The sequence below is a fragment of the Streptomyces flavofungini genome, from assembly GCF_030388665.1.
Taxonomy (GTDB): domain Bacteria; phylum Actinomycetota; class Actinomycetes; order Streptomycetales; family Streptomycetaceae; genus Streptomyces; species Streptomyces flavofungini_A.
On sequence record NZ_CP128846.1, the window covers coordinates 4823125 to 4843701 of the forward strand.

Here is a 20577-nt window from a genome sequence, read left to right on the forward strand (position 1 = left end):
TGGTACCTACCGCCTCTAACGCCACGGCCCCCGCCGCGTTGCGGCCCCGTTTTACGCTTTGCCCTGCGGGCCGCACGACTAGTACCGTGGAGGCCGCGATTGGTGACCCGCCCCCTGGCTGTGTCATCATCTGCACGCACCCCCGCGCTTGCGCGGGAGCGCAGGTTGGGAGGCGTCGCCTAGTCCGGTCTATGGCGCCGCACTGCTAATGCGGTTTGGGTCTTAAAGCCCATCGAGGGTTCAAATCCCTCCGCCTCCGCACCACGATCCGAAGCCCCGGTCATCCGACCGGGGCTTCGGCCGTTTCGGCCTGGGCCGTTTCCGCCTGGGCTGTTCCTGCCGGGGCCGTTTCCACCGGGGCTGTTTCCACCCGTGCCGTCCCGTGTCGTGTCGTCCCGTGTCCGCCCGGCGCGCCCGCGAGGCTCACCACCAGCCCACCCCAAGATCACCGAGCCCTGCGGCGTGCCCTCCCTGTGAAGGCGTTTGCCCAGCTCAGAGGGGGTGCGCGAAACGGATTTCGCCTCACGGCGCAGGTCATGTAATGTTGTTCCCGCAACGCCGACCGGGGCGAAAAGCCCGGAAGGAAGAGCAACACAACAGAAAAGTCAAGCACTCGTAGCTTAACGGATAGAGCATCTGACTACGGATCAGAAGGTTGCAGGTTCGAATCCTGCCGAGTGCACCAGAAAGACCAGGTCAGGGCCCTGATTCCTCTACGGAGGATCGGGGCCTCTGTCATGACGTCTCACAATTTCTCACATTCGCTGTTGATCATGCTCAGCCGAGCAGCTCGCCGAGCTTGTCCGAACCCGCCTTCAGCGACTGCGGATCGGGGTGCACGTAGACCCGCTTCGTGAAGCCGAGGTCTGCGTGACCGGCCCATGCCGACACCACGGTGTCGGGGACACCGTTGTTCGCCATCCACGACAGGCACGCGTGCCGAGCGTCGTACAGCCGCACCTTCCGTACGCCCGCCGACTGCATCCGCTCGTACGCCCGACGCCGGAGCCAGTCCGTCTTGACCGCGGCGCCCAGCTCGTCGACGACCACGCGGCCCGACGCGGCGTAGCCCTCGCCCGCCTTCAGCTTCTCCTTGGCCTGGCGCGCGCGGAACAGCTTCAGCGCCACCAGTACAACCGCGGGTAGCGGCAGCCACCGCTCGCCCGACTCGGACTTGGTGTCCTTCTCGATGACCTCGCCCGCGACGAGCGTGCGCGTCGCCTCCACCCGGATCGTGCCCGCGTCCAAGTCGACGTCCGACCAGCGCACTCCGCAGACCTCGGCTGGCCGCATCCCGATCAGCGACAGCAGCATGACCGCATGCAGGCGGTCGCTGGCCACGTGGGCGAGGAACTGCTTCACCTCGTCCTCGGTCCACGGCGTACGAGCCTTCTTCCGGGCCTTGTCGTCCTTGCGGGCCTGCCTCGGGATCGACGCGTGCTCGGCAACGTTCCGCGCGACCAGGCCTCGACGGATCGCCAGGTTCAGCGCGGCGCGGAGCCGACCAAGCGTCAGGCTCACGGTGCGCACGCTGAGTCCGGTCCCGGGCTTGCCGCCGATCCGTCGCGCGCTGGTCAGCATCCAGTCGACGAGAGAGTCGATGTCGTCCTCGGTCAGTTCTTGGAGGCGCCGGTGTCCGAGATGTGTGCGGACGTACCGCATCGCGTCCTCATACGATCGCGCAGTTGCCCGTTCGACGTCGCGCGTCGACACCTTCAGCCACATGTCGACGAGTTCGGCCACGGTCGTCTTGGTCGGGGCCACGAAGGTGCCGTTGGCCTTCTGGTGCTGGATGCGCGCGTACTCGGCGAGCGCTTCCTTGCGTGTGTCCTTCGTGACGGTGAGCTGCCTGCGCTGCAACACCGGCTTCCCGGTCTCCGGGTCGGTGACTACTTCGCCGGTGGCCTTGTCCTTCTTCGGGGCGTACCCGGCATCGACAACGAACCGGTACCGGGTGGCGCCGCCCTTCAGTGTGATCTTTTTGATCGGATCAGCCACGATCCTCCCCTTCTTGCTGGTCGTGTTGTTCTTGCTGCGCGCGCTCTTGGGCGTCACGTCGCACCCAGCGCGCCGCAACTACGTCTGCGCGTGACTTCGGCATCCACTGAAGGGCGCGGGCGAGATCGGCCGCGCCGGTGGTCGACAGGAAGCCCATGCCTCCGATCCAGTCGCGAGCCATGCCGGCCGTCGTCGACACCTTGGGCGTGACGTTGTACGGCTCGTCGTCAGCCAGGTCTAGCGGGATCAGCAGATCGACCGGAGACACGCCGAGCACGTGGGCCAGAGCGAACAGGTCGTCAACGTCTACCCGCCTCTCGCCGCGCTCGATACGCCGCAGACCGAGGACAGGGATCGGGCGCCGCGTCTCGGCGAGCCGCTCAGACAGCTCTACGAACGTGAGCCGTTGGCCCTCGCGGATGCGCTTGATGTTGTGCATCAGCGTCTCACCGGCCGGACCAAGGGGCGTCTTCTGCTTCTCTGCCATACACCGCAGCATCGCATCATGATGATGCGTGCACAAGCCGCACGCGATGCGCTTGACGCGCACTCTTGAGCGGGTACAGGATGGACCCCGTGAAGGATCATTCTGATCGCTCAAGCGATGTGATCTGTGCTGCTCAGGTGCAGATCCCGAACCCTGACGCGCATCCCACGATCTCTGTGGCGCTCGCAGCACGCATCGCCGGTGTGGCTCGCCGGACCGGATACGCCGCAGCCCAGCGGGGTGAATGGCCCGTCGTCCGCACTGGCCGCGCAGTCCGCATCCGCACTCGCCCGTTCCTCGCGCAATGCGGATTCACTTCGGACGCTGCCTGATGGGCGGCCCGACACTCGCCGAGATCCGGAAGTGGCCAGCCACCGTCGGCGTGCCGCAGGCCGCGACCGCGATCGGGTGCAGCCAGTCCCAGCTCTACGCGCTGATCAAGCGCGGTGAGGCGCCCGTTAAGACGCTGTCGTACGGCCGCCGCCACGTAGTGATCACCGCGTCCCTCGTCGCCCTTCTTGAAGGCGCATGAGACGGCCCGGCCGCCAGCGATAGGAGCGCCAGCGACCGGGCCTCAGCCGTGCCCACTCACAGCGATGCCCCGGGCCTCCACTCGACCGGAACCCAGGGCAACGCACTACAGAACGGAACGCAACCGTGAAATCCATCTTGCCAGACCCGACACAACCCGACGAGGCGCTGCGCCGCGCTCGCGCGGCAGACCAGCCGTGCACCGTGCCGCCGTCGCACATGAACCGCGGCCTCCAGACCCTGGAGGTCGGCCGTGCCTAGGCGCCAGCACGGGCGCTGGGCCCACACCGACAAGCCCCGGCGGGGGTCGGGGGCGTCGACGCTCGGCCGTAAGCGCAGGCTCATGGAGGAACGCCTCCGGGCCCGCGCCGAGCTGCGCGCGACCCAGCTCCTGGCCAGGTCCGCATGACCGGCCGTACCGGCCGCGCCCGTCTGGCCAACACAGCCGGACGCGTACGGCTGCACACCGTCCCGCCAGAGGCCAGTGCCGGGCAGATCACGCACCTGCGGGCCTGTGCACAGGCCGAGGCACTCCGTGTGGACGACTGGCCCGAGTACGGCAGCCTTCCGTGGCTGCAACTCCCTGCAGATGACCCGCGGGTGTACGTCGCCACGCTGGAGGCCGCCGAGTTGCACCGGATGGACGAAGAGCGGCGGCACGCCGACGCCCGCGCGCAAGCTGCCGAGACGCTCCAATCCGCCATCGAGGCCGCGGCCACCCGCAGGGGGACGATGCGTACCCGGCCGCCGCACAAGCTCACGCCGACGCCTGGGTGGCCGCCGATCGCGGTGCCCGGCAAGCCCGGCGAGTACCTGACCTACCAGGAGATCAGCGCGTGACGAACCGGTACGACTCCCAGGTCCCGCCCGTGCACATCCGCGCGGCGGGGCTCGGGGGTGCCAATCCGGGCGGCTGGCCCCGGGCCACCCGGGCCGCGCCTGAGCCGAGCCGGAAGCCGGACGTGTGCCCGAAGCATGACCAGGCGCTTCCGTGCCAACACGTCCGCTGCAAGCCGGGCGGGGCTGAGTCCACCGCGAGCGGGCTTGTACTTCCGAACGGCTACCAGAAGCCAGTCGAGGCCGAGCGGGAACGGTTCCCGCGGCTGGACTGGGATGAGGCGTTCGCCACCGACTTCAGCCAAGTCGACTGGCTCCCCGGCCGCTTCATGGAACGCGGCCAGCAGGTCGCCCTCGTCGGCGACGGCAAGGTCGGCAAGACGCTGTTCGTCCACGACTGGCTCTGGCGGTGTGTCACCGGCCGCTCGTTCCTCGGCGACGAGCAGCGCGACCCTCTGAGCGTCCTGTACTTCGACCGCGAGAACAGTCTCCGCGACATCGTCACCCGCATGATCGCCTTCGGTGCCAAACCGGTTGATCTGCGAGAGCGCTTCGATTACCGGCGATTCCCCCGGTTCTCCGGAGGGCTGGACGCTGCTCCGATCGCGGTTGCCGAGCTGCTGGAGATCGTGGACGAGACGCACCCGGACGTCGTTGTCCTCGACACCGTGTCTCGGTTCATCGAGGGCAAGGAGAACGACGCGGACACCTGGCTTTCCCTCTACCGCCGTATCCATGTCCCGCTCAAGGATCGGGGCGTGGCCGGGTTCCGCCTCGACCACATGGGCAAGGACACCGATCGCGGTAGCCGTGGCTCGTCAGCGAAGTCCCAGGATGTCGACCACGTCTGGGAGATGGCCCGCACCGACGAGCACCACCAGGACGACGGCGACGTGCACACCGTCACGACGCAGATCCGTATGAAGCGCACGCACACCCGCACCGGCATCGGCGACGACGTCCTTAGTGTCACCCGGCGCGGTCGAAAGGGGGCGAACGGTCTGTGGCTGCCCGGCGAGACCCGCCATGAGCTGTCGGACCCGGGGAGCCTGCGGCAGCAGGAACAGGTGATCCAGAGCTATGTGGATGAGCTGCTGTCCCGCAACGCCCCGCTGTTCGGCCGGGACAAGCTCCGCCAGTGGTGCTCCGAGCGAGGCGTCTCCTTCCCCGGGAGGGACACCTTGGCGGCCGAGGTGACTAAGAGGTTCAAGGCTCAGAGGGACTCGCGAGATGTCTGAATACTCCTGTTCCCTCCCCCCCGGCAGCAAGATCTGTCCCTTACCTGTTCCCGCCTGTTCCCCTAGACCGCGAAATGCCAGGTCAGACCTGTTCCCGCCCTCGCCGTCTGGACAGGGAACAGGTTGCCTGTTCCTTGTTCCCACACCGTAGGTGGGGAACAGGGAACAACCCGGGCCACGAGAAGGCGCCATGGCTGAGGCGGCTGGCCTGTGCCCAGCCCTTGTGGCTGTCCCGGCTGGCCCCCTCCAGGGCGATCACATCAGCCCCGATACCACCGCGAGGACGGATGTCCTCATCCTCATCCCAGGAGTCCTCATGGAACCCACCCGCACTGACTGGCTCGTCGGCCAGTTCGACGCCGTTGCCGTCGCAGCCGCCTACGCCTGTGGCCACTGCAACAGCACCACCGAAATCCACACCGTCGACGGCGTCCTCAGAGTCGCCGTCCACCACGACGACGAATGTCTGGTCCTGAACGGCGTGCTGCCCTCGGCACCGGACGTGATGCGCGCCTTCGCCAGCTCCGTGCCCGACACCTCCCACCCCTGAACGGATGCCCCATGACTGAGTCGACATCCGCTGTCGAGCAGGCCGTGCAGGCCCGCATAGCCGCGGCCCGCGTCCGCATCCAGGCCGCCACGAGGCGCCGCGACGAGCTGGCCGCAGCCCGACGCCGCGGCCTCGCGGCCCGGCACGTGAACAAGCTCCGCAACCTCGCTCAGGCCGAGCAGCGGGCGCAGCAGCAGCGCCCCGACGAGGACCAGGACGACGAGCCCGCGTCCGCCATGGCAGACACCGACCACTGAGACTGCGGCCGTCACCCGGCGGCCGGCCAACCGAAGGAGAAGCACCGTGACCGAGCAGAACACCACCCCGGCCAACGACCCGTGGTCCCCGAGCACCGCCACCACGACCCCGCTCCCGAACCTCTTCACCGACCTCGACGACCAGCCCGTCACCGTCATCACGCAGATGACCGCCACCGGTGACCAGGCCGGCGGCTACGTGCAGATCAGGTTCGGGTCGGTAGAGCTCCGTCTCGACCCCATTGAGGCGCAGCGGCTCGGCGAGTACGTGGCCAAGGCGTCCGACGAACTCCACGGCCAGGTGCTCGATGTGGTCCTAGCACCGTAAAAAAGCGGCGGCTGACCCGCACGCAATCGGCCGCCCCGCGGGACTCGGGGCGGCCACCCCCAGGATTCCATGGGCCCGGTCGTCGCCTCACCGCGGCGGCCGGGCTGTAGATGATCAGCACCGCGCGAGGACCCCATGCAAGCCCCCCTCTGGGCTGGACCCCGTGCGCTGCCTTCGTGTCCGGCCGTCATGAACCGTCGGGTCGGGGTCCGGTGGTTGTTGACCCGGTGTTCGAGACGCTCGGCGCGCACTACGACGAGCTGAAGATCCTCAACCTGATCGTGGACCGGAACGAACGCCGCCGCGACCTGAACGCCGGGCAGAAGGCCATGGTCGCGCTCGCGCTGGAACCGATGTTCGCTGCCGCGCAGCCCACGGGACGACCGAAGGATGACGGCTCCGAAGCGGCTCGGTCACGGAAAGTGAAGGAAACGGTCGCAGATCTGCGACAGCAGAACGTGTGGGTCGAGCCCACGGCGCGCGAGCGCGAGTCGGCAGCACGAGCCGCGAAGGTCGTCGGCGCCTCCGGCCGAGCCGTCCTGTTGGTTTCGGGTTGGGTTGGTGTGGGGTCCGGTTGGTGTGGTCGGGCGTTGGGGTGGGGTTCCGTTGGGGTGTACTGAATGTTCGTTCAGTAGTGGGGTGGGCGGGAGATGGGGCGGTGTGGGTGGGTCGGGGCGGTTGTTTTTCCTGTGGTGTTACTGGTTTGTCTGGTGTTTTGGTAACGGGGGGTGGGTGGTGGCAGGACGTTTGACTGTCGAGTCTCTACAAGTCGGCATGGCGAAAGGCCCGGCCCCGTGGGAGCGGGGGCCGGGCCTTTTTGCTGTGAGTGCAGCCTCAACCGCCGTCCAGGGTACCGGGTTTGTGCAGGTGGTGCGGCGTATGCTGGGGGTGGCATTTCAACCGTGCCGTGCTGTGAGTGTGGATCTGCAGCTGAGGGGTGCTTTGTGGTAACCGAACAAGAGATTGCTGAGCAGGTGGCTGCGGTAGAGGCGGCTGAGGTGCTGCTCGATCAGGCCGAGGACTTCCACCAGCGCGCTGCCAGTGAGCGCAGTGTGCAAGAGCTCGCGGTGGCGAAGGCCGAGGCGCACGCCGTCAGGGACAAGCTGCGTTCGATGCGTGCCCGGTTCGCGCGTGAGCGGGCGTCTGAGCGGGCGCGGGCACAGGCCGAGGCCGCGTTCCCACCGAAGCGGCGCCAGGCGCTCACGCAGCAGCTCGGCGACTCCAGGGATGAGGCCGCTCACGCGATCACCAGCCTGGAGAGGGCTGCGGCCGAGGCGCTGCGGCTGGTGGCCGAGTACGCCGCGGCGGTGCGGGAGGTGTCCGCGGAGCTGGTCGGTGTGGGCCTGCGGGCTGGTGACGGTGGTGAGGACGGCGGGTCGGCGGCCGGCGCGGTCCGTCTCGGCGGTGAGACGTGGCGGGCGGCGGATGCGGGCGCGATGGTTGCGGCGGTGATGCAGGCCGCGGTCGCTGCGCACGATCGGCAGCACGTGTTCGCTCAGCTGCGGTGGGCGCAGTTGGGTGGCGTGGCCGAGGCGCAGGCGCGGGCCGAGCTGCTGGCGCGGGCGGTCGAGCGGTGAGCGGGGATGCGTTCGCCGAGGAGTTCGGCGCGGGTGGACCATCCGATGGTGGTGTGGGCGTGGCCGCGTGGAGGGCGTTCCGGGACTGTGCGGCTGTCGAGGAGGCTGGGCAGGCTGCCCGGGACAGGGCGCCGGGCGGGGTCCTGGCGGCGCTCTTGGAGCCTGTGACGGATTCGGTGGGGCGGTGGGGCCGGTGAGCCGCCGGAAGGGCCGCAGGCGCCGCAGGAAGCCCGAGCCGAGCGTGACGATTCCCATCGTCGCGGGTGAGGGCGCCGGACTCACACTCACGATCGTCGGACTCAGTGCCGAGGCACTCGCCGAGGCGCGCGCGCAGGCGGCGGCCGGGTACATCGACCACGTCCTCGTGCTCCGCATCGTCGTCGCGTTCATCGAGGCGGCTGGTGTCGACGTCACCGCCCACACGTGGTCGGGGCCGGAGTACATGGCTCTGCTGGACATGCTCGGTTTCCTCCCGCCGATGTGGTCTGCGGACGAAGACGCTGAGCTGGACCGTCTCCTGATCGGGGCAGCCGGTGGGGAATGACATTGAGATTCGCGTGCGGGTCGCGAACCAGTCGGGGAGGGGGCTTGCCTCCACTAACGCCTCGATGCAGGCCCTTAGGCGGAATGCGGCGAGTGCGGCTCAGGGTCTGCGGACGCTGGAGACCCGCAGCGCGGCTGCCAGCCGTTCTCTGCGGCAGGTGGAGAATCGTGCGCAGGCGACGACGCGGGCCCTCCTCGGTCTCCGGGCTGCGGGAAACATCCGTGTCACGGCGACGTACGACGATCAGGTGACGGGTGGCGTCGCTTCAAGTAAGGCGGCGCTGCGCGACCTGAAGGCGCAGAGTCCTGTCCGTGTCACAGCGACGTACGACGATCAGGTGAGGAGCAGTGTCGCTTCGGCGAAGGCGGCGCTGCGGGATCTCAAGGCGCAGAGTCCCGTCCGTCTGGGCGTGACGTTCGACGGGCGGGCCAGCCAGATCACTGCGGCGGCGTCGGCGATGCGGGACCTGCGTAGCGACGCCCGGGGCGCCGACGCCGCGCTCGGCTCGCTGGCGACCCGCTCGGTGGCCACTGCTGCCGCGCTGAACACGTTGGAGCAGCAGGCCGAGGACGCGTCCCGGGCGCTGCGTACGCTCCGGGGCCGGGCTGCTGCTGCCGCGGCAGCGATGGACGACCTGCGTACGCGGGTCGCGGGCGCGGCGAACGCCCTGCGGATCTTCAGCATGCGCGCTCAGACAGCCGATGGGCGCCTCAGTGACCTGTCGGACCGGACGCGCACGCTGCGCTCCGACAGCGACGATCTCGACGCCAGCATGCGGCGCCTGACCACCACTCTCGCCGGGCTGCGCGGGAGTCTCGGGACGCTCCGTACGTCCAGTGGCGGCGCCAGCGTGGGCATGAGCGGCCTGGTGCAGGCGGCGTTGCTGCTGGCACCGGCGCTGATTCCGATTGCGGCGGCGGCGGTGCCGGTGGCGGGGAATCTGGTGGCGGCCGGTGTGGCGGTGGGGGCCTTCGGTCTGGCGATCGGGGGCCAGGTCGCGGCGATGGCGAAGGCGTCGGAGGCGGAGAAGAAGTACAAGGATGCCGTCAAGGAGCATGGGCGCACGTCTGAGGAGGCGGCGAAGGCCGAGAACGCGTATTTGCGCCAGGTCAGGGACATGGACCCGGCGACGCGGCGGGCGGCGGCTGCGCTGGGGGTGTTCAAGGACCAGTACAAGGCGTGGTCGAACTCGCTGGCCGGGGACACGATGCCCGTCGTCACCAAGGGGCTGGGGATTTTCGGAGCGCTGCTGCCTCGGCTGACACCGTTGGTGCGGACCACGAGCAGCGAGCTGGACCGGCTGATGACCGTCCTCGCGGGCGGGGTGAACTCCAGCGGCTTCGAGCGGCTGATGGACACCTTCTCCCAGTTCGCGGGCGGTGTCCTGAGCCGGGCGACGGACGGCTTGGTGCACTTCATGCGGGTGATGTCCGGCGGGGCGGGCGCCGGGCAGTTCGGTGAGTTCATGTCGTACGTCCGCGAGGTCGGCCCGCAAGTCGCGGAGACGCTCGGCAACCTCAGTCGGGCGCTGGTGCATGTGGTGGCTGCGGCGTCGGACGTGGGTGTCGGGGTCCTCGCCGCGGTCAACGCGTTCGCGCAGTTGATCAATGCGATCCCCACCGACGTGCTGTCCACCCTGTTGCAGTTCGTGGTGGTGTTCAAAGCGGTGTCGCTCGCTGCGGCAGGGCTGGGGGCTGCGGGGGGCGGTATCGCGGCGTTCGGTGCGTCGTTGGCGGCGATGCGGGCTGCGTCGGTCGCGGCGGGCGGTGGCCTGGCTGGTCTCGCGGCTGCCTTCGGGGCGTTGTCGCGGGCGGCGAAGGTCTCGGTCGTGGCTGCGGGCATCGGCCTCGTTGCCGTCGCTGTCAGCAAGCTTTCGAACATCGGTAAGAAGGCGCCGCCGGATGTCGACAAGCTGACGACGTCGCTGGCGAATCTGGGGCGTTCCGGCAAGGCGACGGGCTACGTGGCGGAGGTGTTCGGCAAGGGCTTCGAGAAGCTGCATGATCAGGTCAAGAAGGTCACCAACCCGTCCGTCGTAGAGTCGATCAACAACTGGGGTGCCAGCATCTCGGGCGGGATCCTCGACGCTGGCGACGCCACCGAGGAGTTCACCAAGAGCGCGGACGCCGTCGACAAGTCCCTGACCGATCTGGTTCGGGGCGGGAAAGCGGATCTGGCGAAGGCTGCTCTGGCCGACATGCTGAAGGGGTGGGACCCGAAGGAAGCTGAGAAGTTCCGGAGCAAGATGGACGGCTTCAAGGATGCGCTCGCGGATCAGCGGCGTGAGGCCGAGTTGACGGCGCAGTCCATGGGCGTGTTCGGGATGCAGTCGCTGGCGGTGCAGGAGAAGCTGGCCGCTCAGAAGCAGAGCGCGGACGCCCTGCGCCAGTCGATCGTGGCCCTCAACGACGTGCACCGGAGCGCTTCGGAGGCGATGAACGCGTTCGAGCAGTCCATCGACGACGCGATGAAGGCGGCCGGGGAGAACAGCGGCGCGCTGCGCATGGTCGACGGCCATCTCGACCTGAACTCCAAGAGGGCCCGGGACGCCGAGGCCTCGCTCCGCGGTCTGGCGAAGAGCACCGATGAAGCGGCGACAGCGGCGCGTCAGGCGGATGAGCCGTGGACGCGGGTCAACGGGATCTACGAGCGGGGCCGTGAAAAGTTCGTCGCGGCTGCGCATGCGATGGGGCTGAGCCGGGCGGAGGCTGTGCAGCTGGCCAAGCAGATGCAGAAGATCCCGGATTCCAAGAAGCTGAAGATCGAGATGCGTACCGAGGATGCCGTGGCGGGCCTGGACTCGGTGATCTCCGCGATGAAGAAGACCCCGAAGTCCAAGAGCGTCACGGTCAAGGCACTGACCAGGGACGCAGTTGACATGCTGAAGTCCCTGGGCCTGAAGGTCACACGGATGAAGGATGGCTCGTTCCGGGTCACGGCGAAGACCGGGGCGGCGCACTCCAGCATCGGCGCGGTTCGGCGGGCTCGGGACGGCCTGAAGGACAAGACGATCTCTATCCGCGCCGAGGTAGCGGCGTTCAGGGCGGCAGTGAGCGGGCTGATCGGCCGGACGCTGGGCACCTCGTTCATCAACGTGGTGTACCGCAAGAGCGCGCCGTTGGGTGCCGCGCTGCTGGGTGGTATGCGTGCTTTCGGTGCGTCCGGTGGTCTGGCCAGTGGCCTGCCGCGTAGGCGGTTCGCGGGCGGGGGCGCGGTGCAGGCGTTCCCGAGCGGCGGATATGTCCAGGGGCCGGGTGGCCCGACGTCAGACAGCATTCTGGCCGGGTTCGGGTCGGGTGCGGTGGCTCGGGTGTCTGACAGTGAGTACGTCGTGCAGGCGCGGGCGGTGAAGAAGTACGGGGTGCGGTTCCTTGATGCTCTCAACGACGGCCAGTTGAAGATCCCGGGTCTCGCGCGGGGTGGGTTGACGAAGGCGCAGCAGCGGGCGCGGCAGCGGGCGAAGGAGCGGGCTGAGGCGGAGTCTCGGGCCCGGAAGGAAGCTACCGGGGAGCTGACGGTCAGCTATTTCGGGCAGCGGGCGGGGTACCGCAATCCGGAGATCCGTAACCAGTTGGGGGCCCCTGACTCGCTGGGTGATCTGACGTCGTCGCTGAACAAGTGGCGGTCGATCATCAAGCGGGCGACGCATGGTGGCGTGGAGCGGAGTCTGCTGCGGTCGCTGACGCGGGCGGGGCGGTCGCTGATCTCGCACGAGAAGAAGATCCTCGGCGTGAACAAGGCCCTGGACAAGGCGAAGGACAAGCTGGGTGATCTGCGGTCGGCGGCGTCGCAGCTCCGCAGTGGTGTGAAGGACCGGGTGGTGTCCGATGCGGGTATCACGCGGGCGGCGGGGGCAGAGGATGCCCGGCTCACGATCAACACGTTGTTGTCGCAGATGACGGGCAGTGCCGCCAGTGCGAAGCAGTTCGCGAGCATGCTGAAGTCCCTCAAGAGCCGTGGCCTGTCGAAGGATTTGATCGCGCAGATCGCCGAGGCCGGGGTCGAGGGCGGAGGACTGGAGACTGCTGCGGCGGTTCTCGGTGGCGGCAAGGGTGAGATCAAGCGGCTGAATGCCCTGCAGAAGGAGATCGTGTCGGCTGCTGGGTCGGCGGGGAAGACGGCGGCGGATGCCATGTATGGGGCGGGGATCAAGGCTGCTGAGGGTCTGGTGAAGGGGCTGCAGAAGAAGCAGGACAAGATCGAAAAGCAGATGATGAAGATCGCCAAATCCATGGAGAAGGCGATCAAACGGGCGCTGAAGATCAAGAGCCCGTCTCAGGTCATGGAGGAAGTCGGCGACTTCACCGCCGAAGGCTTCGCGCAGGGCATGCGCCGCAACCGGTCCGTGACCCCGGCCTGGGAGTCCATGCTCAACGCGCCCCCCGTCTCGGCACGGGGACGTGCCCCCGCGGGTGGAGCGCCGGGCGGGGTGCAGCCGATCGTCGTGCACCAGACCATCACGCTGGACGGGCGCGTGGTGGCCCAGCAGATCTTCGACCCGCTGCGCAAGGAGGTTGCCCACCGCGGCGGCAACGTCCAATCCGCCCTCGGCAGGCCGTGAGCCGCGGCGCCCCGCCTTCCACGGCATGCCGCGGCCCGCTCCTCGGGGCCGGTGGCGGAGACGTGTACGCCACCGGCCCCGGACCCGCCCGCCCCTGAACCTGGGGGGAGAGGGGGCGGACGGGCGTCTTCACGCCTCACGGTCGAGGGCAACCCCCGGGCCGTTGGCGTGCAGGGGGCAGGCGTACACCCCGATATCGAGGACGACCGCCCCGATCTTGCCCCGCGAGATGCCGGCCGCCACGGCTCCGCTGGTGAGCTGGGCGCCACACCACACGCAGGCACGTCCCGAGTACTGCTCGTAGGACAGGTCTCTGGCGGGCGGCGGCTCGGGGCGGCGGGCGTTCACGGCTCGATGGTCCGCAGGGTGTCGGCGAGGGTGAGCAGCGCGCGCAGGCGGGCGGTGGAGCACAGGTTCCCCGGGTGGTGCGGGGGCACGACCCAGTGCGTGATCATGGAGAGGTTCCCGATGCGCGGGACGAGGAGGAAGCTGCCGTGGCCGAGGCGCTGTTCCTCGCCGTTCCACTCGGCCCGCGGCGGCACGAGGACGTAGTAGTCGCCGCTGGATGCCCGCAGGTCGCGAACCACGGGGCCGTGCAGCCAGTCGTCGAGGGCCGCGGCCACTGCCTTCGGGTCCTGGCCGCACACGGCGTCGTGGATGCGTGATGCCGGGACGCGTACCGCGTCGAACCGCACGCCGAGCGGCAGCAGGGAGACGCCCCGGTTGGCCCATTCCGCCACGGCCTCGCGGGGGTTGGGGTGGGCGCGGGCGAGCCAGTCGGCGATGGCGAGAGAAGACGATGTGACGGGCGTCATACTTCGGAAGGTAGGGAGCCGCAACGGCGCACCGCAATGACAGTTTGACGGCCCGTCACACCGAAGTAGCAGTAGCTCACACAGGCGTGCCGAGAGCATCGACGAGTTCACGCATCTCCGGCGTCAGGGTCCGCCTCCGCTCGACGACCTGACCGAGGATGTCCTGCGCATACCGCTGCTGCACCAGCCACTCCGGCGCCACCTCATGGACCTCCCGCAGCACGCCGACGGCCTCGCCATGCTGACGCATCTGCACATGGGCGCGCGCCACATCGAGCCGGTGGCGGTGATGCTCCGTACTGTCCGCCGGCCCCGACGCCGACAGCCGCTCGGCGGCCTTGAGGACCTGGTCCGGCCGGTCAAGGACGATGTCCCTCTCCGCACGCTTGTACGCCACCGTCAGTGGCCCCCAGGTAGCCAGCCGCTCATGCCCTCGCGGCAGTTCACGGCCGGTGAGGACCGCGGCGGACTGCGCCAGGCGCAGGGCATCGGCGGCCTCGCCCTTGCGGCCGTCACGCAGGCATGCGGCCGAGAGCTGGAGCAGCACCCACCCCCACGCCGCGAGGTCTTCGGGCGTGGCCCGGGACACCCGGGGTTCAAGGTCGTCCGCCCACCGGATGGCCATCTCCCGGGCGTCGTCGAGGCGGCCCTGCCGCATCAGCAGCCACACCCAGGTGGTGACGATGGAGGCGGCGCGCAGCCGGTCGGGGCTGGCGTCCAGGGCGCGGCTCAGGGCGGCCTCAGCGGACTCATACGCGTGGACCTGGGTTAGGACGCTGCCCGCGATCTGCAAGAGGTGAGCGCGAAGAGCACGGGCGTCGGGGCCGTCGTCGAGGGCGTCCGCATCCCGCAGGAGCGGAACGGCCAGGGCGACAAGGTCGTGCAGGCGGTTGCCGAAGTACGCCGCACGCACGGCGCTGAGTCCCGCCGTGATCGGCTGCACGCTGATGTCTTCGTCCGGCTGGGCAGGCGGCGATTCAAGGGCCTGCTGGAGTGGCAGCCACGCGCCGGGAGCAGGTCCCGGGCTGGCGGGCTCGCGGCGGAGCAGGCGGGTGGTGGTCACGCGGAGCGCAGCGGCCAGGCGGTGGGCCGTCTCCAGGCGCACGTCACCGGTGGTGGCGCCTTGCTCTAGCTTGCTGATGGTGGAAAGGGACACGCCGCTCGCGGCGGCCAAGTCGCGCTGGCTCATGCCGCGCCGCTTCCTGAGGTCGCGGAGCTTGGGGCCGATGTCGGTGGTCTCGGGCATACTGGTGCCTCCGTTCAGAGCTCGACACTCCGAACGTACCCCCTGGTGAATCCGGGGGAGTCTCAGCGGCCTCCGTCTTCACCCAAGACGGAGGCCGCTGAAGCCCCGGGCGCGGCCCGGGACCAAGACGCAGCGAAGCCCCCAGGAGCGGCCGTCACACCGCCACTGGGGGCTTTCTGCTGCGCTACCAGCAGCCTCCGCCACCGGGCCTCACCACGGGGGAGGGAGGCAGGCCGGGGGAGGCAGACGCGCCCGTTTCCCGGTCTCCCCGGGGGTGCCTCCCCCGCCTCCCTCCCCTCCCCCAACCGGCATATGCACAGGTCACAGCAGGGGAGGCGGGGGAGGGAGGCACGGGGGAGAACTCCCTCAGATACCGGCGCCTCCCCCGTCGCTATCGACGCTGTCGGCGTCCTCGGCAAGGCGCTCCAAGACGGCGTCCTGGACACGGTCACGGGCCACGACCATGACGCCCTTGGACTTGTACTGCTCGGCGCCATAGGGCTCCAGGGCCCGCTTCAGGTCGGTTGGCCCCCAACTGCCGTACACCTCAGGGTTGCGGGCAGCGAGCCGGTGCAGCACCTCCTGCACGAGCATCCGCGTCGCGTCACCGATGACGGCCGCGGTGTCGGCGAGCGGGTCGGCCACCTCGAACACGGGCGCATCGTCCGGACCGGTGCCCTCGTACACGGCCATGGCGCGCTCGACGACCGGAGTCACCTCGTCGATGCCGCGCTCCGGGTCGCGGGCGACGTAGTGGGAGCGGATGACCTCGAACGGCTTGTTCGTGAACCCGTAGGTGACGGCGGTGCCGATGTCCTGGCCGGGCACCAGCTCGGTGGCGCGGATGCCGGCCTTGTACTTGCCGGAGCCGAGCAGGCCGTCGTTGGCGACCTGGTCGCCGACCGCGAACGCCACACGGTGGCTGGTGTTGCGGGTGACGTCGCGCGGGATGCTGTCGGCGGTCGGGGAGACGGTGACCCAGATGAGGGTGATGCCGACCTTGCGGGCCTTCTTCATGACCCGGATGGCGAGCTGCGCGGCCTCGGGCCCGTACTGCTTGTGCATGAACAGCTCGTGGCACTCGTCGAACACGACGACCTTGGGCCGCATCCGCGGGTCCTTCAGGGCGAGTTCGCGGGTGAGCTTCGTCGACTCGCCGCCGAGTTCTTCGAGGAGCTTGCCGCGCACGGTGACCTCGTTGGCCAGGCTACGCAGGGCTTCGAGGGCGGCCTTGAGCTGCTCGTCGTCGTCGCCCTTGACCAGGGCCCGCAGGCGCGGCTTGAGCGGGTCGTAGTCCACGTTCGCGGCCATCACGTACACCTCGGCGATGACCAGCGGGTCGAGGATGGCGCCGAGGAGCAGGGCCACGACGATGGACGTCTTGCCGGAGCCCATGATCCCGCCGACGATCCAGTTCGCGGCCATGAGCTTGCCGATGATGGGCTCGCCGCGCTGCGAGACGGCGACCGGCACGCCCTTGAAGTAGTCGGTCGTGCCTTCGATGAGCAGCGGCCACGGCGGCACCGGCCCGTTCAGCGATCCCTGGTCGGCAACCCACAGGTCCAGGACACCAGGCTGGTTGGGCGGCTCGGTCGGCCAGGTCTCGACGGGCTTGCGCATCAGGTTGTGCGCGAGGACGTTCTTCTTGGCGTTGACCATCTCGACGGTGACGCCGAGCGGGAGCTGCACCTGGGTGTGATAGCCGTTGCCGAGCCGCACGGTGGGCTGCACCCAGCGTGGCTGCCACCCTTCCTTGATCGCGGCGTTCAGTGCGGAGACGCCGAGCTTGCCGAGGGCCCGCATGATGGCGTTCTCGTCGGGGATGACACCCCGCTCGCCGGTGTCGGCGGGCAAGGACCAGGTGGGGGCGGTCTTCTGGTGGCGGCCGACCGCCCACACGCCGCCGAGCGCCATGAACGGCGAGGCGAGCAGTAGCGGCCACCACACGATGCCGCCGATGAACGCCACCCACCCGACGAGGCCGACCACCGCGCCGAGCGGGGTGAGGACGTCGTTGATGTCGTCCGTGGCCGCGGCGAGCATGCAGCCCACGAGCAGCAGGACGCCGGCGCCCGCCCCGGCCCCCATGGCGAGGGCCTTGGGGGCGTTGACGGCCATCTGTAGCAGCTCGACGCGGCGGCGGTGGCGGGCGAAGCGGTAGGCGTAGGCGCGCTGTTCCCACTGCCGCACGAGCTCTTCGTTGCCGCCTGCCTCGGCGATGCGCATCATCCGCGAGTGCACGGCCGTGGTGCGGGACTCCCAGGCGCGGCGGGCCAGGACCCGGGCGCCGCCCGCGGTGTAGGCGGCGTGACGGACCAGGGCGCGGTACGTGGTGTGCTGGCGGGCCTCGACGACCACGCGCCGCAGATGGTCGATCCGTACCCGGCGGCGCGGCCGTACCTCGACGGCGGCAGGCTCCGGGGCGGGGTCGGGTACGGGGGTACTCGGTGTACCCGAAGGGTCGGGTACGGCGGGTACGGGTGTACCCGCGCCCTCTGCGTTGGCCGGTGCGTGAAGATCAGTCATGCTGGTTTCTCCGGTTGCTCGATGGGTGATCGGGGCCCCGGGGCGGCCGGTGTACCTGTGGCGGGTACGGCCGCCCCGGGGTGTACTCAGGTACGGTTCTGGCGCTTGCGGGCCTTGTCCTCGATGCGCTTCAGGGCGCGCTTGCGCTCGGTGTGGGCGTCGTAGCCCATGGCGGCGGCGTGCTTGAGACCGCGGAGTTCGACGACGGCGATCTGCGCCTTCTCCCAGGCCGTGTACCGGATCTCAGCCACGGGGCTCCTCCTCGTCGCCCTGCGGGGCGCTGAGGGCGAGGGCGGCCCAGGTGCGGGCGACGTCGGCGTACAAGGCGCCGACGGCGACCAGCGTGGGCACAAGGTGCCGGTCCTCCCGCTGACTCATCGTCTCGGCGCGGCGAGCGATCCGGTTGGCCAGGTGCGCGAACTCTTCGGCCTGGCCCTGGCACTCTTCGCGGGTCTTGATCGGGTCGGTGGGTTCCACGGGGCTCCTTCCTCCGGCCGGACGGACTGTCCGGCCCCACCGCACCCCCGCAACCACGGCCGTGATGACCGGGGTTGGCGGAGGACGGAGGGACCGTCAGCGGCCCCTGTGCTCGCGCCAGATAGAGCGGAGGATGAGCAGGCAGGCAGTGGCGCAGGTCCCGCCGATGGCCACGGCCACGGCTACCAGGGCGAACGCGAGGGCCAGGGCGCAGACGACGCAGCCGCCCACGCACGCGATGCCGGTGATGGTCCACCACTTCTTCGCGTCGAACTGCTGCCGCGGCGTGTGCGAGCACTGCGGCTGCGGTTGCTGTTGGGCTGCCTTGGCGAGTTCGACGGCGGCGAGTGCCAGCTGCACGGCAACGGTGTTGGTCTCCGCCTCGGTGACGGCCTTCTCGGCCTTGGCCAGGGGGTCGGTCATCGCGACCATCCCAGGACGCTGCGGGCCACGAGGAGGCCGCCGAGCAGGCCGACGACGAACGTGGCGACCAGCGGCTGCCCGGCCAGCGCGACGACGAGCGTCACGACGGCGGTCACGACGAGCGTCAGGAGCGCGGGCAGCAGCGTCGGGAAGTACAGCAGCACAACCGCAGCCAGCGCGGCGAGGAGCCACTTCACGACGGCACCTCCTGGGATGAGAGCTGGTCACGGATGCGCTGCGCGCGGGCCTGGCCGATGCCGTACTTCTCCTTCAGGCGCCGTACTCCGGGTACCTCGTCGCCGAAGTCGGCCTGTACCTGGGGGATGAGCGGGTCGGGGTACACCGGCTCGTCGTCCGGCTCCTCAGGCTCCTCGGGGTCGTTGTCGCACCCGACGAACAGGTTGTAGAGGGCGGGGTGTACCTGCTTCTCGGGTACGTGTACCTCGTCGGCAGGTACGGGCTCGGGTACGGGTACCTCAGGGGCGGGTACGGGGTCCTCGCGGACCGGCTCGGGGCGGGCCGTGATCGGGAGGAGGCGGACGCCCGGAGGTACCGCGGCGGGTACGGCGGGTACGGGTACCCCGGCCTTCGGGTACACCCCGGGTACATCAGGTACAGGGGCGGGTACACGCTCAAGGCCGACGGCCGCCGCGGGCTGCGGACTCGTCTGCTCGGCGCCGGTCTGCCCGTGTCCGGCGAGGGCCTGGTGGATCTGCCTCATCAGCGCGCCGAAGGCGAGCAGCGCGGCCGTGGGCGGCACGGCGGCCACGATGTAGTCGAGCAGCTCGGCGCGGGAACCGACCCCCGCCACGTTCAGCGCGATGGAACCGATCGATCCGGCGACGGTCAGACCGATCGCCCACCAGTCGACGCGACGGAGCAGCGCGGCACGGAGCATGAGCAGCTCGCCCGCGACGATGAACAAGTCCAGCGTGGCGGGCCACGCCCACGCTCGGACCTCCTTGCCGCGCATGCCGTGCGCGAGGGCGACCTCAGCGAGGTGGGCGTAGGACAGCCAGAACGCTGCGCCGGTCAGGGCGACGATGACGACGCCCGCCGTGACGGCGAGGGCCCGGGACGGGGTGCTCTTCACCGGCCCTCACCCCCGCGGGAGTTCTCGGCGTGGGAGAGCTGCGACGGCTCGGTGCGCGGGGCGTCGGTGAGCCAGGCGAAGGGGCGGAGGCTGGCCGCGGCCTGGAAGACGCGGATGGCGGAGGCCTCCGGGGACGTGCCGAGGGCGTAGACGCGGCCACCCGTCAGGCTGGCCAGGAGCCGGGCGGCGTGGTGCTCGCAGCCGTTGGCGCCCGCGCCGGTGGCGTCGAGGACCGTCACGACGACCGGCCCGCCGCACGGCTCCGGGTCCTCGCGGTGCGCGGCCGGGCAGCGCGGGGGCGTCTGGCGGCCGGTGACCGGCTCGGCGCCGACGGCGCGCAGCAGGATGCGGAGCGCCTCGCGGATGGCCCCGTGGGCCTGGTTGAGGGCGAACAGGTCGCCGTGGTCGATGTGCGCGTAGTCGGCGAGCAGCTGCCGGGCGACGTCGACGGCGACGGTGAGGTCGTGGGGCTCGGGGGTGTTGTGCTGGCTCATTCGCCCACCTCCGGGGCGGCCAGGAGGCGGGCGAGGGCCAGTGTGAACGCGTCGTCGTTGCCCCGCTCGATGTCCGCGGCCAGGGTCTGGCGCATCAGTTTCAGGGCCAGCAGGCCCTGGAAGACGCTGCCGGTCTGCGGGTCGCGGGCGGCGGCGAGCATCTCCTCGAAGAGCTCGCGCACGCGAGTGCCGGTCTCCTGGAACTCCCGACGCGCGGTGGCCAGCTCCTCCTGCGCCGCGCCGCGCTCCCGCTCCGCTACGAAACGGTCGGCGTGCTCCTGCGCGAGTTCACGCAGCAGGTTCTCGGCGTGCTCGTCGGCGTCCGCGAGCTTCGCTGTCTCCTCCTGGTAAAGGCCGTGCCACTTTTCTGCCTCCGCCGTGGCGGCAGCCGCCTCAGCCGCTGCGGCTCGCAGCGCACGCAAGGTCTCGGTACGGATGATTCGGATCATGTTTCGCCCACCTCCGGGGCGGCGGCGCGCACAGCGCGGTGCGCGCAGAGGATGACGGCCTCACGGTCACCGCGCGCGTTCGCGTCGAGCAGCGCGGCCATCAGGGACGGAATCGGGGGGAGCGGCCGGGGCGACCGGCACGCCGC

General features: G+C 69.8%; 24 protein-coding genes and 2 tRNA genes. 13 read left to right on the forward strand and 13 right to left on the reverse strand.

Features of this window, described 5'->3' with window-relative positions:
• Nucleotides 1-168: 168 nt before the first annotated feature.
• Nucleotides 169-259 (forward strand) — tRNA-Ser (locus QUY26_RS20200).
• 350 nt (nt 260-609) lie between these two features.
• Nucleotides 610-685: transfer RNA gene (locus tag QUY26_RS20205), tRNA-Arg, on the forward strand.
• A gap of 92 nt (nt 686-777) precedes the next feature.
• Here the strand turns inward: QUY26_RS20205 and QUY26_RS20210 are convergent.
• Together QUY26_RS20210 and QUY26_RS20215 are read right to left on the reverse strand one after the other, a co-directional pair.
• On the reverse strand, nt 778-1998 hold the full coding sequence (locus QUY26_RS20210) for a tyrosine-type recombinase/integrase (protein WP_289948663.1): 1221 nt from the start codon (nt 1996-1998) through the stop codon (nt 778-780).
• Nucleotides 1991-2485, reverse strand: a complete 495-nt coding sequence (locus tag QUY26_RS20215; RefSeq protein ID WP_289948665.1) for a helix-turn-helix domain-containing protein — start codon at nt 2483-2485, stop codon at nt 1991-1993. Before QUY26_RS20215 ends, QUY26_RS20210 begins: the two co-directional genes overlap by 8 nt.
• Nucleotides 2486-2789: 304 nt before the next feature.
• On the opposite strand from QUY26_RS20215, the gene QUY26_RS20220 reads away from it, so the two are divergent.
• The 11 genes from QUY26_RS20220 to QUY26_RS20270 all read left to right on the forward strand — a co-directional run bounded on the left by QUY26_RS20220 (nt 2790) and on the right by QUY26_RS20270 (nt 12908).
• The gene (locus tag QUY26_RS20220; RefSeq protein ID WP_289948666.1) at nt 2790-3017 is read left to right on the forward strand and encodes a DNA-binding protein; all 228 of its coding nucleotides are present in this window, start codon (nt 2790-2792) and stop codon (nt 3015-3017) included.
• Nucleotides 3018-3269: 252 nt separating this feature from the next.
• Nucleotides 3270-3425: a hypothetical protein gene (locus QUY26_RS20225; protein ID WP_289948667.1), complete on the forward strand. Its 156-nt coding sequence runs from the start codon at nt 3270-3272 to the stop codon at nt 3423-3425.
• Nucleotides 3422-3856 carry a DUF2742 domain-containing protein gene (locus tag QUY26_RS20230; protein WP_289948669.1) on the forward strand — a complete coding sequence of 145 codons (435 nt, stop codon included), beginning with the start codon at nt 3422-3424 and terminating at the stop codon, nt 3854-3856. The genes QUY26_RS20225 and QUY26_RS20230 overlap by 4 nt, the downstream gene beginning before the upstream one ends.
• Nucleotides 3853-5091 carry an AAA family ATPase gene (locus QUY26_RS20235; RefSeq protein ID WP_289948670.1) on the forward strand — a complete coding sequence of 413 codons (1239 nt, stop codon included), beginning with the start codon at nt 3853-3855 and terminating at the stop codon, nt 5089-5091. The genes QUY26_RS20230 and QUY26_RS20235 overlap by 4 nt, the downstream gene beginning before the upstream one ends.
• A 316-nt stretch (nt 5092-5407) precedes the next feature.
• On the forward strand, nt 5408-5641 hold the full coding sequence (locus QUY26_RS20240; protein ID WP_289948671.1) for a hypothetical protein: 234 nt from the start codon (nt 5408-5410) through the stop codon (nt 5639-5641).
• An 11-nt stretch (nt 5642-5652) separates the two neighbouring features.
• Nucleotides 5653-5898, forward strand: coding sequence for a hypothetical protein (locus QUY26_RS20245; RefSeq protein WP_289948673.1), 246 nt, complete (start codon nt 5653-5655; stop codon nt 5896-5898).
• 46 nt (nt 5899-5944) lie between these two features.
• Nucleotides 5945-6226, forward strand: coding sequence for a hypothetical protein (locus tag QUY26_RS20250; protein ID WP_289948674.1), 282 nt, complete (start codon nt 5945-5947; stop codon nt 6224-6226).
• A gap of 227 nt (nt 6227-6453) precedes the next feature.
• On the forward strand, nt 6454-6846 hold the full coding sequence (locus tag QUY26_RS20255; RefSeq protein ID WP_289948675.1) for a hypothetical protein: 393 nt from the start codon (nt 6454-6456) through the stop codon (nt 6844-6846).
• A 324-nt stretch (nt 6847-7170) separates the two neighbouring features.
• The gene (locus tag QUY26_RS20260; RefSeq protein ID WP_289948677.1) at nt 7171-7803 is read left to right on the forward strand and encodes a hypothetical protein; all 633 of its coding nucleotides are present in this window, start codon (nt 7171-7173) and stop codon (nt 7801-7803) included.
• Nucleotides 7804-8044: 241 nt separating this feature from the next.
• Nucleotides 8045-8347: a hypothetical protein gene (locus tag QUY26_RS20265; RefSeq protein WP_289948679.1), complete on the forward strand. Its 303-nt coding sequence runs from the start codon at nt 8045-8047 to the stop codon at nt 8345-8347.
• Nucleotides 8348-8504: 157 nt separating this feature from the next.
• Complete coding sequence (locus QUY26_RS20270) at nt 8505-12908, forward strand: phage tail protein (RefSeq protein ID WP_289948680.1); 4404 nt, start codon at nt 8505-8507, stop codon at nt 12906-12908.
• Between the two features lie 129 nt (nt 12909-13037).
• Here the strand turns inward: QUY26_RS20270 and QUY26_RS20275 are convergent, their stop codons facing one another.
• The 11 genes from QUY26_RS20275 to QUY26_RS20325 form a co-directional block, all read right to left on the reverse strand.
• Nucleotides 13038-13256, reverse strand: a complete 219-nt coding sequence (locus QUY26_RS20275; protein WP_289948681.1) for a hypothetical protein — start codon at nt 13254-13256, stop codon at nt 13038-13040.
• Nucleotides 13253-13723, reverse strand: a complete 471-nt coding sequence (locus tag QUY26_RS20280; RefSeq protein ID WP_289948682.1) for a hypothetical protein — start codon at nt 13721-13723, stop codon at nt 13253-13255. Before QUY26_RS20280 ends, QUY26_RS20275 begins: the two co-directional genes overlap by 4 nt.
• A gap of 76 nt (nt 13724-13799) precedes the next feature.
• The gene (locus QUY26_RS20285; RefSeq protein WP_289948683.1) at nt 13800-14969 is read right to left on the reverse strand and encodes a helix-turn-helix domain-containing protein; all 1170 of its coding nucleotides are present in this window, start codon (nt 14967-14969) and stop codon (nt 13800-13802) included.
• Between the two features lie 366 nt (nt 14970-15335).
• Complete coding sequence (locus QUY26_RS20290) at nt 15336-17495, reverse strand: zonular occludens toxin domain-containing protein (RefSeq protein WP_289948684.1); 2160 nt, start codon at nt 17493-17495, stop codon at nt 15336-15338.
• Between the two features lie 86 nt (nt 17496-17581).
• Nucleotides 17582-17746, reverse strand: coding sequence for a hypothetical protein (locus QUY26_RS20295; RefSeq protein ID WP_289948685.1), 165 nt, complete (start codon nt 17744-17746; stop codon nt 17582-17584).
• The gene (locus QUY26_RS20300; RefSeq protein ID WP_289948688.1) at nt 17739-17972 is read right to left on the reverse strand and encodes a hypothetical protein; all 234 of its coding nucleotides are present in this window, start codon (nt 17970-17972) and stop codon (nt 17739-17741) included. Before QUY26_RS20300 ends, QUY26_RS20295 begins: the two co-directional genes overlap by 8 nt.
• Before the next feature lie 96 nt (nt 17973-18068).
• Nucleotides 18069-18404 carry a hypothetical protein gene (locus tag QUY26_RS20305; protein WP_289948691.1) on the reverse strand — a complete coding sequence of 112 codons (336 nt, stop codon included), beginning with the start codon at nt 18402-18404 and terminating at the stop codon, nt 18069-18071.
• Complete coding sequence (locus QUY26_RS20310; protein WP_289948692.1) at nt 18392-18592, reverse strand: hypothetical protein; 201 nt, start codon at nt 18590-18592, stop codon at nt 18392-18394. Before QUY26_RS20310 ends, QUY26_RS20305 begins: the two co-directional genes overlap by 13 nt.
• Nucleotides 18589-19488 (reverse strand): DUF2637 domain-containing protein, encoded by a 900-nt coding sequence (locus tag QUY26_RS20315; protein WP_289948693.1) that lies wholly within the window; start codon nt 19486-19488, stop codon nt 18589-18591. The genes QUY26_RS20310 and QUY26_RS20315 overlap by 4 nt, the downstream gene beginning before the upstream one ends.
• A complete protein-coding gene (locus QUY26_RS20320; protein WP_289948694.1) occupies nt 19485-19982 on the reverse strand; it encodes a hypothetical protein in 498 nt (165 codons plus the stop codon). Before QUY26_RS20320 ends, QUY26_RS20315 begins: the two co-directional genes overlap by 4 nt.
• Nucleotides 19979-20431, reverse strand: a complete 453-nt coding sequence (locus QUY26_RS20325) for a hypothetical protein (RefSeq protein WP_289948695.1) — start codon at nt 20429-20431, stop codon at nt 19979-19981. Before QUY26_RS20325 ends, QUY26_RS20320 begins: the two co-directional genes overlap by 4 nt.
• Between the last annotated feature and the right edge of the window lie 146 nt (nt 20432-20577).